The organism is Rubritalea sp., assembly GCF_039830215.1.
In the GTDB taxonomy this organism is placed as follows: Bacteria; Verrucomicrobiota; Verrucomicrobiia; order Verrucomicrobiales; family Akkermansiaceae; genus Rubritalea.
Map to the genome: position 1 here is coordinate 1 of NZ_JBDOPO010000270.1, position 14,646 is coordinate 14,646.

At 47.6% G+C, this 14,646-nt stretch carries 10 protein-coding genes and 1 tRNA gene; 8 read left to right on the forward strand and 3 right to left on the reverse strand.

Features of this window, described 5'->3' with window-relative positions; translation table 11 throughout:
• Nucleotides 1-295: 295 nt before the first annotated feature.
• Nucleotides 296-371 (reverse strand) — tRNA-Ile (locus tag ABGY95_RS08875).
• A gap of 259 nt (nt 372-630) precedes the next feature.
• On the opposite strand from ABGY95_RS08875, the gene ilvB reads away from it, so the two are divergent.
• From ilvB to ABGY95_RS08910, 7 genes are all read left to right on the forward strand, one after another.
• A complete protein-coding gene (gene ilvB / locus ABGY95_RS08880; RefSeq protein ID WP_347441320.1) occupies nt 631-2,364 on the forward strand; it encodes a biosynthetic-type acetolactate synthase large subunit in 1,734 nt (577 codons plus the stop codon).
• A 32-nt stretch (nt 2,365-2,396) separates the two neighbouring features.
• Complete coding sequence (gene ilvN, locus ABGY95_RS08885) at nt 2,397-2,939, forward strand: acetolactate synthase small subunit (RefSeq protein ID WP_347441321.1); 543 nt, start codon at nt 2,397-2,399, stop codon at nt 2,937-2,939.
• 1,244 nt (nt 2,940-4,183) lie between these two features.
• Complete coding sequence (locus tag ABGY95_RS08890) at nt 4,184-5,248, forward strand: patatin-like phospholipase family protein (protein WP_347441322.1); 1,065 nt, start codon at nt 4,184-4,186, stop codon at nt 5,246-5,248.
• Nucleotides 5,205-6,653: an AMP-binding protein gene (locus ABGY95_RS08895; protein WP_347441323.1), complete on the forward strand. Its 1,449-nt coding sequence runs from the start codon at nt 5,205-5,207 to the stop codon at nt 6,651-6,653. Before ABGY95_RS08890 ends, ABGY95_RS08895 begins: the two co-directional genes overlap by 44 nt.
• Nucleotides 6,654-6,666: 13 nt before the next feature.
• Entirely contained in the window at nt 6,667-7,932 is a 1,266-nt protein-coding gene (locus ABGY95_RS08900; protein ID WP_347441324.1) for a thiolase family protein, read from the forward strand.
• A 1-nt stretch (nt 7,933) separates the two neighbouring features.
• A complete protein-coding gene (locus ABGY95_RS08905; protein ID WP_347441325.1) occupies nt 7,934-9,907 on the forward strand; it encodes a 3-hydroxyacyl-CoA dehydrogenase NAD-binding domain-containing protein in 1,974 nt (657 codons plus the stop codon).
• Nucleotides 9,908-9,927: 20 nt separating this feature from the next.
• Nucleotides 9,928-11,775 carry an acyl-CoA dehydrogenase family protein gene (locus ABGY95_RS08910; protein ID WP_347441326.1) on the forward strand — a complete coding sequence of 616 codons (1,848 nt, stop codon included), beginning with the start codon at nt 9,928-9,930 and terminating at the stop codon, nt 11,773-11,775.
• On the opposite strand, the gene ABGY95_RS08915 is transcribed toward ABGY95_RS08910, so the two are convergent.
• Both ABGY95_RS08915 and ABGY95_RS08920 read right to left on the reverse strand, forming a co-directional pair.
• Entirely contained in the window at nt 11,753-12,493 is a 741-nt protein-coding gene (locus ABGY95_RS08915; protein ID WP_347441327.1) for a putative 4-mercaptohistidine N1-methyltransferase, read from the reverse strand. The two genes, ABGY95_RS08910 and ABGY95_RS08915, sit on opposite strands and share 23 nt — an antisense overlap.
• The gene (locus ABGY95_RS08920) at nt 12,486-13,676 is read right to left on the reverse strand and encodes a hypothetical protein (protein WP_347441328.1); all 1,191 of its coding nucleotides are present in this window, start codon (nt 13,674-13,676) and stop codon (nt 12,486-12,488) included. Before ABGY95_RS08920 ends, ABGY95_RS08915 begins: the two co-directional genes overlap by 8 nt.
• Before the next feature lie 201 nt (nt 13,677-13,877).
• On the opposite strand from ABGY95_RS08920, the gene ABGY95_RS08925 reads away from it, so the two are divergent.
• Complete coding sequence (locus ABGY95_RS08925; protein ID WP_347441329.1) at nt 13,878-14,519, forward strand: hypothetical protein; 642 nt, start codon at nt 13,878-13,880, stop codon at nt 14,517-14,519.
• Nucleotides 14,520-14,646 lie beyond the last annotated feature (127 nt).

Here is a 14,646-nt window from a genome sequence, read left to right on the forward strand (position 1 = left end):
ACTGCATCAAAATAGTTTAGGTGTGCCCTTCAATCGCAACACGCAGGGTTCGTTAGCTATCTAGGCTGCTTAAATGTGGCTGCTCATCAGCCTCAGCCAAAAGCCTGAATTCATAATTTGCTCACTATATATATAGAGAGAGAGTGAGAGAGAGAATGTGTGTGTGTGAAGCCCGCTGGTTATTTTTTCAAAGTGGACTAAAATAGGCCGTAATTTAGGCATGAAGCACAACATGCACCAACAACTCCAGGATACAAGAAAGCCCTTATCCAAATGTGGATAAGGGCTTTTAAATTGGTAGGGGTGGAGAGAATCGAACTCTCGGCCAAGGGATTATGAGTCCCCTGCTCTAACCGCTGAGCTACACCCCCCTTGAAGTGGTCGCCACTATAGTGCTCGACTCTCTCTTGGCAACACCACATTTGAGATTTTTTTTACCACAGCCGCTGCACGGTAAACAACCAAACCTTTAATAACCCTACACATACAATACGACAAACTTACACAAAAAACACCGATTTATAAATCAACAATCACACACATGTGTGACATATCACCATTTTTAGATCATTATGAGATTTACTATTCATAGAAAAGTGCCACATTCAACCCAACAACCCAATTTTCACTATGGCTAAGCAAAATTTAGACGGAGCACAGGCTCTGATCAAGACTCTCGATGACCTTGGAGTTGAATATATCTTCGGTTACTCAGGCGGTGCGGCAATCCCTATCTTTGACGCGCTGGAGACAGTCAAGTCGAACATCAAATTCGTCCTAGCTCGTCACGAGCAAGGCGCCTGCCACATGGCTGATGGCTATGCTCGCGCAACGGGTAAGCCAGCAGTAGTTCTAGTGACTTCAGGGCCTGGCGCTGGCAATACCATCACCGGTCTAATGACTGCTCAAATGGACTCGGTTCCTATGATCGTTATCTGTGGACAGCAAGTTACTTGGATGCTTGGTAAAGACGCATTCCAAGAAGCAGACATTTTCGGTATCACAATTCCTGTGGTTAAGCACAATTACCTAGTGAAGAAAACCAATGACCTACCTAGAATTGCTCGTGAAGCCTTCCATATCGCGACCACTGGTCGCCCTGGTCCGGTTCTCATCGATATCCCGAAAGACATCAGCTCAGCTCCCTTTACCGGCAAGCTGAAGAAGAACGAGGAATTCGACCTCCCTGGGTACAATCCTGAGACAGCTTCGAGCATTGATTCTACTTCTGTTCGTGAAGCTGTAAAGCTCATCAAAAAGGCGCAGCGACCATTGATTCTAGCTGGCCAAGGCTGTATGATCGCTCGAGCTCAAGACGAACTCCTCCAGCTCGTCGGCAAAATCGATTGCCCGGTAACTAACACTCTTTTAGGTAAGGGCGTTATCTCTGAGTCCCATCCTCGCTCTCTAGGAATGCTAGGAATGCACGGCACAGCTTACGCTAACAAGGCAGTCTGCGAGTGCGACCTACTCATCAACATTGGCTCACGATTCGATGACAGAATCATTGGACAGCCAGACAAGTTTTGCGCGGACGCCAAGATCATTCATATTGATATAGATCCTTCAGAAATGAAGAAAATGATCGTTCCTGATGCAGAAATCATCGGCGATGCTAAAGCCGCTCTCACTGAGCTTTTAAAAGAAGTCGAACCTGCTCAACACAAAGACTGGAACACCCACCTAGACAGCTATAAAAAGAAATACCCTCTCAGCTTTCGCAAACAAGGAGGCCTCCGCATGCAGCAGGTTATCGAAGAATTTTGGAAGCAAACAAAAGGTGAAGCAATTGTCACGACTGACGTAGGCCAACACCAAATGTGGGCAGCTCAGTTCTACCGTAATGCTAAAACGCATTCATGGCTCAGTTCTGGTGGAGCAGGAACGATGGGCTTTGGCTTTCCGGCTGCCATCGGGGCGGCATTTGCTTGTCCTCAGCGCCAAGTAATCACGTTCTGTGGCGACGGTGGATTCCAGATGACTTTGTTTGAACTCGCAACTGCTGCAATCCACAAACTCCCAATCAAAATCGTGGTCCTCAACAACCACTACTTGGGAATGGTTCGCCAGTGGCAAGAACTCTTCTTTGATGGACGTCTCTCCGGTGTTGATCTCGAAGGAAACCCCGACTTTGTCAAACTAGCCAACGCCTACGGCATCAAGGCCCTCAACATCAAACGACCAGCCGATGTCGAACGTATTGTACAACAATCCCTTGAATACAACGACGGCCCAATCCTCATCAATGCGGAGTGTATCAAGAGTGATAATGTTTTCCCAATGATCCCAGCTGGAGCAGCTCTTGAGGAGATGCTCATTGAGCCACCTAAACACAAGATGTCTAAGCCTACAGGCTCTACATAGTTCTTACTTCACCACCCAACATTCATTTCAACATGTCCCAAAAAATCATCACTTCAGACACACCTTCTGACGACTTACCAGACTTGAGTAGCCACACTCTCTCGGTGTTTGTTAACAATACTCCAGGTGTGCTTATGCGCATCACTCAGGTGTTTGCTCGTCGAGGGTTTAACATCGACTCTCTTGTCGTCTCAGAAGGACGTGACGACCGATTTTCTCGGATGACTATCGGCATCACCGGCTCATCTAACGGTCTTGAGCAAATTATCAAACAGGTATCAAAACTAATCGATGTCATTCACTGTGTGCAACACTATGCTGATGACTCAATTGTCAAAGAACTCTTACTCGTTAAAATGGTAGTGGCTGACACCGAATCACGCACTGCAGCACTACAAGTCATCGATCACTTCAGTGGTAAAACTGTCGATCTAACTCCTACTTCTATGATTGCTATGCTCTCTGGAGAAACTGCGAAGCTCGATGCCGCAACTAGGATGTTCTCTGACTTTGAAATTATCGAGACAGTACGCACAGGGAAAGTGGTTATGGCGCGTGGTGATTCCTCAACTTAGAGACACACCCCAGCCGAGATTTTCACCAGTCGTACACCATTCACAGTGTACGACTTTTTCTTATACCCCATCTACCTGTTGCCTCATAAATGGCACACACCGAAGCCCTTAGTCACTTCTGATAGCTTTGCCTCATAATTAGGACACTCTTAGCTTCTTTGGTTTTTGTTCGAGGCGAGCGACTCTAGCATATCCTCTTTGGTTAGCTGTTCTTGCTTCGCCCAAAAGGCGTCTGCCACCTTTCGAGCCTAGGCTCTCATCTTAAATGGATTATTTGTCGAGCGCTGATGCTTGATCAACGACGAGTATTCATTTGACAGCTTACCGCTCACTTGTAATCGCTGAGATGGTGAGTGGCTAATCTTTGATTGACGGCTAATATGTTTAGCCCTTCTCGTATTCTGCTATCCTGCTTCACTGTAGCTCTATGGGGGTTCTTCCACAGCATCTACAGCTTCAGAAAATCGTTAATATCTGCTAGTTAATCTTGATAGGAAGGACGATCAAATCGAAGAACTCCTCTAACATGTGTATGTCGTTCTTCTGTTCAACATAGGCCCGATCGCTTTTACAATACGGGCCCCGTTTTTCTTTAATCAATGGTAGACAAGGCTATTTATAAATTCGCCTCCATTATCGCTATCTAACGCTAATGACTTAAATGATTAGCTCTTATAAATTAACTCCAAAGCCTGTAAAAAGGCTTGCCGCCCTATACCATATAACTCGGAGCAGTGTCCACCTGCTGGTTACATCAACACTAGTGACAATCCACATAAAGCTAAGACTCATATTGCCTCCTCAATCTACGAAGGTATCAACTCTGGTTCACCTTGGCTCACTCGTTGCCCAGCTTTCAGCGCGAGATTCGACCAGCATTTTAACACCTTAGGCGGGCTATGGTGGCCTGATTATATTGAGCTCGGGCACCTCGCTAACCTTTTATTCCGAATATTCGATTTTGCCCGAGGGTCAACTTGGTGGCATAATTTCGCTCCAAGCCGTTAACCTCAAGGAACTCATCTAGCCATCTTATTCTAGATATTCGGCCAGTCATGCGAGCATATCTCTCCCGCATTTGTAGCGTGTATTCTTCAGTATTTTATTCACACATAGTCATGAATAGCTAGACTGTCCTTATGTATGAGGCAACTCGCCTAACACGCTAGACTAACGAAAATGCTTGATGATGAATCAACAACAGATTACATTATATTTTAGTTCTTTTTATTTATCGAGTTCTCATGCCTCAACCTTCTACAGAATCAGCGAGCACTAAACAGCAAATTCTTTCCTTTCTAAAGCGCATCAACCCGTGGCTCGCCGATGAGAGAAATGACCCCACCACAAACAATACTCGACCTCCTAAAATAGGCCTAGCACTATCTTCAGGTGGGGCAAAATCGCTCGCTCATCTAGGGGTCATGCAGGTACTAGAGGAAAACAACATCCCCATTCATGCTGTCTCGGGTTCCAGTATGGGTGCGTACGTAGGATCACTCTGGGCGACCAAGCACACCGCAGAACAAATGCTCAAGCTCGCAGCGGAAATGCAGGATCCCGCGACCATGCGAAAACTAGCCGATCCAGTGATTCCTCCAATTCGAGGAGTTTTTTACGGTAACAAAGTGAAAGCCCAATTGGCCCGCTCGATCGGGCCCGCTACTTTCGAAGAATCCGAGCGACAGTTGCTAGTGATCGCTGCAAACCTCGACACCTATGAGCGCATCGTCTTCCGCAAGGGGAGTATTCTAGATGCTGTTCACGCCTCATGCGCAATGCCTGGCATCATCGTGCCCGTCGAAATTGGCGGAATGCGTTGTACAGATGGTGGAGTAGTTGACCCAGTCCCAGTTGGTGCGTTGAAGAAATTTACTGATGTCGATTACGTGATAGCCGTAAGCACGGTACCCACCTTGGAAGATATTGACATCCACAGCGCTGCAGAGGCAACAGTGACAGAAGAAGTTGAAGTCGAGCTAGAGTCGTGGTGGCAACGCGCACTCGGTATATTAGGAAGCAAAATCAACCCTGGCGCTAAAGGGAACATAATCGACAACCTCAGACGTTCACTCCGAGCCTCTCAAATCCGCATGGCTCATGATTCGTGCCTACGAGCTGATGTTGCAATCCATCCAGTTTCTCTCGGTAGCCAGTGGCACGAATACCACGAATTTGAAAATTTTATTGATTTAGGGAGAAAAGAGACGCTCAAGGCGCTGCCTGAAATCAAAAAGCTTCTAGCCCCCATACCAATCAACGACGATGAAATCACCGAGAAATCCTTGGTGGGAAAGCGCGTCGCCTGACGAAATAAAAAAACGCCAGTCCGTACTTCTCCACAAACTCCTCAAAGACCGAGTCATTCCATTCTCGGCCCACTACAGTAGAATCTTCCAACAGCAAGAACTCACTGCAGAGGACATTCTTAGCACGGATGACCTAGTGAAGCTCCCCTTCACGTCCAAACGCGACCTTGGAGAGGCCCGAGATTTCGTCCTCATTCCTGATGAAGCTATTCTCAAAAAACAAGTCGGCACATTTTTAAAAATCTTACGCCACGGACCGCGTGGATTAAAACAAGCCTTAGCGGATGAGCTCAGACCCATCCACATGACCTCAACCACTGGTCGCTCAGCCGACCCAATTCCCTTTTTTTACACTAAACAAGATTTAGCCAACTTAGAAGCAAGCGGTTTACGCCTAATGCAACTCAGCAATACCCCCTCAGATTATAGAGTCATCAACGCCTTCCCCTTTGCCCCCCACCTAGCCTTCTGGCAAGCATGGTACGCTGCTCTAGGAAACACATGCTTTGTCCTTAGCACCGGTGGCGGAAAAGTCATGGGGACTTCTGGCAATGCCAAGGCCATCAATAAGATCCAACCTGAAGGTATCATCGCTATGCCTACCTTTCTCTATCACTTGCTGCAATACGCCTCAGAACATGAAATGCGCTGGACCAAACTCAAACGTTTGGTCCTTGGAGGTGAAAAAGTCCCTATAGGTATGCGGAAAAAACTTAAGCAACTATGCGCCTCAATGGGCTCTGAAGAGGTGGAAGTAATCTCCACCTATGGATTTACCGAGGCCAAGCTAGCCTTCAGCGAATGTTGTCCACCCAAAGGCGAAGCTCCAAGTGGCTTCCACCTCTACCCAGATCTGGCCTTTGTTGAAATCATCGACCCCACGACTGGTGAGCGCGTCCCAGACGAAACTCCAGGAGAAATTGTATTCACCCCACTCAACGCACGCGGGTCCGTCGTTCTACGATACCGGACTGGAGACATCTCAGAGGGCGGAATAACCTACAAGCCCTGCCCTCACTGCGGTCGCACATGCCCAAGGCTATTGGGTAAAATATCCCGAGTCTCGGACATCAAGCGACTTCAGCTAGGTAAACTTAAAGGCACACTCGTCGACTTTAACTCCCTCGAGCACGCGCTTGACGACACAGAGGGCGTCGGTGCTTGGCAAGTTGAACTAAGAAAAGAAAACGATGATCCGCTGGGGATCGATGAAATCCATATTCACGTCGTCTCAATGGCCGTCACCGAGGAAGAGCTCAGAGTCAGCATCACCCAGCAACTGAAAGACACGACCGAACTCAGCCCCAACTCGATTCAATTCCACAGCTGGGAGGACATGCGCGAGCTACAAGCAGTGGGTAAAGAACTCAAAGAAGTCAAAGTCATAGACAATCGTCCGACCTAACCACTATAAAACCATGCTCTATATCTACAAATACACCCGAACTGCTTTCACTAAAATGGGAGGAGCCATGGACCACCTCGACGCGGCTGACATTGGTAAAAGTGCCGTCAGCTCACTCCTCGCAAATACTGGCGTTGATCCTGCCTTGATTGACGAGGTCATTATGGGCTGTGTCAGCCAACCAGCAGATTCGGCAAACATAGCACGCGTGATAGCACTGCGCTCAGGTATTCCAGACTCAGTGATCGCCGCCACTGTCCACCGCAACTGCGCCAGTGGCATGGAAAGCATCACTTCAGCCTACGAGAGAATGCACTCTGGACGAGGACAACTCTTCGTCGTTGGCGGATGCGAGAGCATGAGTAACGCCCATGTTTTGTTCCGAAAATCAGCAGTTCAGAAATTTTCCAGGTTAGCGAGAGCACGTGGTCCCCTCGCCAAACTAAACGCTGCATTTCAGTTTAGACCTAAAGACTTCAGCCCACTCATCGGTCTTCGACTAGGACTCACCGACCCAGTCACCGGAATAAACATGGGTCAAACTGCTGAAATTCTTGCGCGGGAGTACGACATCAGCAGGGATGCCCAAGACGCCTTCGCCGTCAATTCCCACACGTTAGCCCTAGAGAATCAAAAGCAGCTCAACCAAGAAATTTCCCCAGTCTACACGCGCGGTAAATCAATTGAATCAGATGATGGAATCCGTGCCGATTCCTCTCTAGAAAAGCTAGCCAAACTCAGACCTGTTTTTGAAAAAAACACGGGATCTGTGACCGCTGGGAACAGCTCACAAATCACTGATGGCGCAGCCGTCCTCCTTGTCGGATCGATCAAGATAAAAGAAGAATTAGGCATAGAACCTATCGGTCGACTTCGGGGGTATGCATACGCTGGCTGTGACCCGTCACGCATGGGCTTAGGTCCACTTTTCGCCATGCAGAAGCTCTTTAAGGACTCAAACTTACGGCTCGATCAAGCTGACATCATTGAAATAAATGAAGCCTTCGCAGCCCAAACCCTCACCTGTATCAAAGTGAGTGACTCTGAAGTGCTCGCTAAGAAAGCGGGGCTCGATTCGAAACTTGGTGAAATTCCTCTCGATAAACTTAACCGACGAGGAGGCGCCATCGCCTTAGGTCACCCAGTGGGTGCCACCGGAGCACGGCTCGTTCTCTCAGTCCTAGACCAACTCCGAGAGAAACAGCAACAACACGCTCTCACCACCCTCTGCATTGGCGGAGGCCAAGGCGCAGCTCTCTGGATAGAAAGGATAACCTAACATGCATCTTAAATTAGAAACACACGGCACCATTGCTCACCTCATCTTTGATCGCAAAGATTCTTCAGCTAACATATTTGACCGTGATGTGTTGGCTGAGCTCAACCAACAACTTGATGGAATCTCAAAATGTTCAAAACTAACAGCTCTTATAATACGCTCTAATAAACCAAATATATTCATCGCAGGAGCCGACCTAAAAACACTTTCAACAGCAAGTGAAGACGAACTTGAAAGCCTAATCAAACTAGGTCAGTCAGTTTTCTGCAAATTAGAAGATCTTCATATCACCACCATTGCTGCAATTCATGGGGCCTGCGTTGGTGGTGGGCTTGAACTCGCACTTGCATGTGATTACCGAATTGCGTCCGATGCTTCTTGTTCACGCATTGGCTTACCTGAGACACAGCTCGGCATCCTACCAGCTTGGGGCGGATCAACCAGGCTCCCTGCATTGTTGGGTTTGAGTAAAGCTTTGCCTTTGGTTCTTTCTGGAAAAATCATGAAAGTAAAAGTAGCCCTCAGAAAAGGCATTATCGACGGTATCTGCCCACAGCAACACCTTATTCACTATGCCTCAAGTTTTAGTAGCAAGCCAAAACGCCAGCTCCCAGCTCACCTGTTAGAACACAATCCATTGACGGTTGCTCTGATCCGAAAACAAGCTCATGACAGCCTCTACAAAAAAACTCGACACCTTTACCCCGCACTCAACCGGTCCGTTGACGTTATTTGCGCTGGAGTACGTGTCAGTAAGCACGAAAGTTTCGACAACGAACGTGAAGCAATCAAAGAGCTAAGCAAGAGCCCTGAAGCCAGCCATCTAATCAACCTCTTCTTTTCTTCAGAAAGAGCCAAGAAACTAAAAATAGGAGAACAAATGCCGTGTATCATCAACCACACGGCAGTCATTGGCTCAGGGGTCATGGGCTCGGGCATTGCCTATTGGCTCTCTACTCGAAAATGCCAAGTTCTCCTCAAAGACATCAACTCAGATGCCCTCGCTCATGGAATGGGAACGATAGAGTCGCTCTATCACGCATCAGTAAAACGCCACGTCCTCAGCCAAACTGCAGCAAAATCTGGATTCGATCGAATCACAGCGAGCACTGCCGATCTGCCACTCAACGACCGAGAAATTGTCATCGAAGCTGCCACCGAGGATCTGGAACTAAAAAAGAAAATTTTCGCCCATCTCACTGAGCAAGTATCCCCTAACACCATCTTAGCTACCAACACCTCAGCACTCCCCATCCATGAGCTAGCAGAACATATCACACACCCCGAGCGCCTCGTAGGCATGCACTTTTTTAATCCAGTACCACGAATGAAATTGGTAGAAGTCGTCAGAGCTCCACAAACCTCGGATTCAACTCTAGCTGCTGCCGTTAGATTCATACAATCTATAGGGAAACTGCCTGTCGTCGTAAATGACTCACCAGGATTTTTAGTCAATCGCATCCTCCTGCCTTATCTCGTCAGAGCAGGACAACTGTTCAGCGAAGGGCACGCCCCTGAAACGATAGACAACTGCATGGTAGACTTCGGCATGCCAATGGGCCCGCTGAGATTACTCGATGAAGTAGGTCTGGATGTCTCGCTCCATGTTGCAAAAACACTTTCTGCTGCCTTCCCCGATAGAATGGAGATTCCAAGCATCTTGACGGACCTCGTTACGAAAGGGCTATTAGGAAAAAAATCCAACGAAGGGTTTTATCTCTACGAAAAAGGAAAAACCAAACCCAACCCGACTATCCAACCTGGAGCTTCACCGCAATCATCTGCCCTGAAAATTCGAGATGAACTAGCTTATTTACTAAGCGAAGAGGCCTCTCGTTGCCTAGATGAAGGTTTGGCCGATTCGGCTGCTGATATCGATTTCGCCATGGTCATGGGCACCGGCTACGCTCCCTTCCGTGGTGGTCCACTGCGCCACGCCCACGACACCAACCTCCTTAATAGAACCTTTTACTAGCTCTCTAACTCAACAAAAAAATGCCAAATAAATCCATAATCGACACCTCAACCATGAGCGCCGGCCAACGGGCCGCCTTAGAGATGGCTGAAGACTCACGCGACACACGAGAAATTAGAGGCTTTGCTGGATCACTCTTCATGGGTTTTCCAAAGCTCTCAAGGTTGTCACCATTCCCAGAACAGGCCACCGAGGACAAGTTGGCTGGTGACCAATTTACTGCAAAGCTTGATACTTTTCTCAAAGAGCACACAGACCCAGACCAAATCGACCTTGACGGAGAAATTCCAGACAGTGTGTTTAAGGGTCTCGCTGAGTTAGGGGCATTTGGCATCAAGATACCAAAAAAGTACGGAGGACTAGGGCTTTCCCAGACAAATTATTCACGTGCGGCTATGGTACTAGGCGCGCATTGCGGCAACCTAACAGCTCTCCTTTCAGCCCACCAATCAATAGGCGTGCCTCAGCCCCTGATCGTATTTGGCTCTGATGTGCAAAAAGAAAAATATCTACCTTTATTTGCAAGCGGAAACGTCTCAGCTTTCGCCCTCACCGAACAAGACGTTGGCTCTGACCCAGCAAAAATGCAAACAACTGCTATCCTCGATCCCAGTGGTGACCACTGGATTCTAAATGGTGAAAAACTCTGGTGCACGAATGGCCTAAAAGCATCCCATTTGGTTGTCATGGCCAAAACCCCTACTCCAGAGAAACCCTATGCATCTACGGCATTTATCGTCGACGTCACGAATCCCGGAGTCGAGGTAATCACTCGCTGTCGCTTCATGGGGCTCAAAGCTCTGTACAATGGTGTGATCCGCTTCACCGATGTTAAAATACCAAAAGACGACATCGTTTTAGCCGAAGGAAAAGGACTCAAAGTAGCCCTCACCACACTCAACACTGGGAGGCTCACACTCCCAGCGGCATGCGCCGGTGCCCTTCAGCGCTGTCTTGAAATTTCTCTAACTTGGGCTAGCCGCCGTGAACAATGGGGGGCTGCTATTGGCAAACATGCCGCCATTGCCGCAAAGATTGCAGACCTCAGTGCTGACCAATTCACCACAGAATCTATGGTTCTTTATGTTTCAGCTTTAGTTGATCGCGACAAAAAGTCCGACATCAGAATCGAAGCCGCCATGGCAAAACTCTGGGGCACCGAAGCAGCATGGCACGGGGTTGACCAAACCATGCAAATCAAAGGTGGTCGAGGTTATGAAACTGCTAGCTCTCTTAAAAACCGTGGCGAAGTTGCCGACCCAATCGAACGCATGATGCGTGACTGCCGAATCAATACAATTTTCGAAGGTTCCTCTGAGATCATGAAACTCTTCATCGCGCGCGAAGCGCTAGACCCACACCTTCGTCAAGGTGCCGCAGCTATAGACACGCGCAGTCCAATGAGCCAGCGCATCCCTGCAGCAATCAAAGCTGGTCTGCACTACGCTGTCTGGTACCCACTGCGCTGGATGCCCCTCTGCCTTGAAGTCCCAGTAGGCACCCATCCTCGCCTGAAGCGTCACTACAAACACATCGAAAAATATTCTAGGAAACTCTCCAGAGCTCTCTTCCACGCTATGATCCTCAACGGGCCAAAGCTAGAAAAACGCCAACTTTTACTTAGCTGCTATGTAGACATCGCCACCGAACTCTTTGCTATGAGCTGCGCAGTTTCTCGCACCGACAGCCTACTGCAAAAAGACCCAAAGCACGCGCTTACCACTATTCACTACGTATGCTCTCGTGGAGTTGAACGCATCAAACAACTCTTCCACCAATCCAAAGATTCGAAATCCGAGCGACGAGGCTACACGCTCGCTCAAGAGCTGATAGAAGGTCACTGCACTACTTTCTCCGCCACACGCTAATCTTGGAAACTCCGAGCTGGAATTTCCTGGCATGCTCCCTAATAAGGAAAGGTTCGTCAGTCTCCTGCTTCAGAATGAAATGCTCGCCCATGATTGCCTGTAACCATTCCCAGCTATCACCTTCCGGCCAATGTTCTTTCGGTGTGTATTGCTCTAACCATGTGAACGGAGTAGCTAAAACGACTTCCCCAGCAGTCTTAACTAGCTGTGGCAACCTATCAAGAAACAGCATTGGATCTGGCAATCGGCACAACAAATTCGAAGCATGCACTCTATCAAACCCTTTAAAGCCAGATGGCAAATTTAGCGCATCCCCCTGAGCAAAACTTACTTTTTCCGATGCTACTCCCTCCGGGATATGGGCAATGGCATCAACTGACCTGTCTGCTTCTTCTTTAATTTCATAAGCAACCTGCCCCCGATCTTTCATTTGATTGGCCGCATCGATGAAACTCTGAGAAAAATCTACCCCAATCACTTTATCCGATGTTTTACTCAGCAAAAAACTAGAGCGCCCCACTGCACAACCAAGGTCGAGACTTAAGTTGACTCTTTTTTGGGTGAAAAACTCGACGGTTCTACTCACGAAATCGAGATCACCAATCCCCCCTAGAGTCCAAGGCATTCTTTCCTCACTTGTCCCATAATGCATGAGCAAGTATTCATTAAGCAACTGCTGCGATTCGTAATCTTGCATAACAAAAGCTATTTTAGCCACGGAGAGCTTTCATGATGAATGGGCTAGGACGGAAGTTTTCAATAATCACTTCTTCTTCCCCGTCACGCTGCATGCGGACTTCGCTCAGATTAAAATTTGGAGTCTTGTGTGGTGCAAAGAGAATATCATCGTGGGTGCTATTTTCATGCTTTTTAAACATATCAGGTACGATATCACCACCGAGATGGTCATCACGTCCGGTCGCTAAGTGGCAAGTTCCCAAAACCTTCTCATCCTGAATATCCTGGTAAGAGACTGGCAAAACCTGAGTACCAAATCCCAACTCACCAAGAGTGCCAGTCATGGGATCATCAGCTAAGCGGGCATTGTGCTCATCGATTGTTGACTGCTGACCCTCGATCAAAGTCGATTTGACTATATTTCGATCGACCACTGTGAGCACTCCGAGAGTTCCGTCCTCGTACTTCATCGGAAACTCCCCTCGCGCATCACTAGGCACAAAGTACACTTCGCCAGCTGGCAAATTTGCAACATCGGGAGTCCGCCCCTTGCACAGTCCATGAGATTTTTGCGCCTCTTGTTTATTTAAGCCCAACCAGGCAGTGAGGACTCGACCATCTTCTAGTGCGAAATCAATTTCTATAGAGTCAGCATTATTCATGACATTCCGTACCTTTTCCGCATCAGCCGACACCTCATTGTAATCCACCGCTAAACCTGAGTTTAGAATGACGTCATTCATCCCATGCATAGTCGCTCCGCGAAATCCGTATTCTTTACACTTAGCTGTTAGCGGAGCGGTTGCACTCCATGTCGAGATACACAGAACTATGTCGTAATTAGCATAAACATCCTTATCCAAGGAAAGCTGGTTGCCGTCGGTATCGAAACACTCATCGCGCAGGTCAAGGTTTGATCCGTGTGTGCAATAATAGGCGAACATTTCCCCACCACTCATACCTAGCTCATCAATCACTCCGTTCTTGAAGGCTTGATAGAAGTTTTCGTAAGCCTTGCGCTGAACACTGAATTCGGCGATATCTAAAAATGCAAAATCTTTAATCCACTTTTGAGGCTCATCGAAATCAACCAGAATACATACCCGACATCCTTCTGTTGGCTCGAACACGTTTCGCATTAGTTTGCTCACAGAGAATGGAGGAAATTCACGCTTCTCTGGATGCAACATGATTTCGTCGGTCAAGTAAGTAGGTAATAACATAGTGCCATTACAGTATGTTTACTTCTTTTGGATGCAAGGGGTGAAGTGCATTTTTTTGACAATAATCCACAGCCAACCTGCCCTTTTTCATGGACGACTCAACCACAGTGATTTAGTAAAGATTATTTAAATAATAATCTAGCCAAACTACTTTTGATTTGTTAGTTATGAGTCATTAGATTTTTTGCCATCCCAAAAACCATGTCACGTCTCACCGAAACTCGCCCACAGCGCCTCAATGTTACTCCCACTCAAATGGAAATGAAAGCCGACAGCAAGTCTGGCTCATCCCCGCTAGCGGAAGACTTTGAAGGTAAAATGATCGCGGCTCAACAGCAGTTAGAACAACTTCAGCAGCAACAAGAGTTCATAGAACAACAAAAAATTGAACTCGAAGAACTGAATGAGCGTAAAGAAGAATTTTTATCTGGTCAGAATGACATCAACGACCGTTTGACGACCTCTCTCATAGCAATTGACCGAGAGATCTTCGATATGCGCCAGGAGATGGAAGACCTAGAGCAGACCCGCCAATGTTTTGCCGACCATCAGAAAAAGATCGACGAACTGAATCCACAAAGCTGGACTCGTGATGATTTAAAAATCGAACTCAACCGCGCGATTTCCATGCTCGACCACGCAGAAGACGAGTACGAGGAAGCTATTCAACATTTCCGTGGTGGACGCCGTGCTGGGGTTCTTAGCCCGAATCAAAAGAAAAAAACGAGCAAAGGCTCAGCCGTTCAGAGCGAATTTTTGAGTCATTTTAAACAAGGCTTCGCTTTCAACCTTCCATTGATCCTCGCTGCCTTGATTGGTTTTGTTGTCTATCTAGTTCGCTAAACCATGTTCGGCTCAAAAAACAAAGAAAACTTTGCTGAGATCGAGCGCAAAAAAGACGCGCTCCAAGCTCAGATTGATGAGCTCCAAAGCTTTATCAAGGAAGCTCCTGAAAAGCTTCAACGGGAAC

Excerpts from the sequence above, each read along its gene's own strand:
- ilvB (WP_347441320.1), top strand. The coding sequence starts at position 631 with ATGGCTAAGCAAAATTTAGACGGAGCACAGGCTCTGATCAAGACTCTC.
- ilvN (WP_347441321.1), top strand. The coding sequence starts at position 2,397 with ATGTCCCAAAAAATCATCACTTCAGACACACCTTCTGACGACTTACCA.
- ABGY95_RS08890 (WP_347441322.1), top strand. The coding sequence starts at position 4,184 with ATGCCTCAACCTTCTACAGAATCAGCGAGCACTAAACAGCAAATTCTT.
- ABGY95_RS08895 (WP_347441323.1), top strand. The coding sequence starts at position 5,205 with ATGAAATCACCGAGAAATCCTTGGTGGGAAAGCGCGTCGCCTGACGAA.
- ABGY95_RS08900 (WP_347441324.1), top strand. The coding sequence starts at position 6,667 with ATGCTCTATATCTACAAATACACCCGAACTGCTTTCACTAAAATGGGA.
- ABGY95_RS08905 (WP_347441325.1), top strand. The coding sequence starts at position 7,934 with ATGCATCTTAAATTAGAAACACACGGCACCATTGCTCACCTCATCTTT.
- ABGY95_RS08910 (WP_347441326.1), top strand. The coding sequence starts at position 9,928 with ATGCCAAATAAATCCATAATCGACACCTCAACCATGAGCGCCGGCCAA.
- ABGY95_RS08920 (WP_347441328.1), bottom strand. The coding sequence starts at position 13,676 with ATGTTATTACCTACTTACTTGACCGACGAAATCATGTTGCATCCAGAG.
- ABGY95_RS08925 (WP_347441329.1), top strand. The coding sequence starts at position 13,878 with ATGTCACGTCTCACCGAAACTCGCCCACAGCGCCTCAATGTTACTCCC.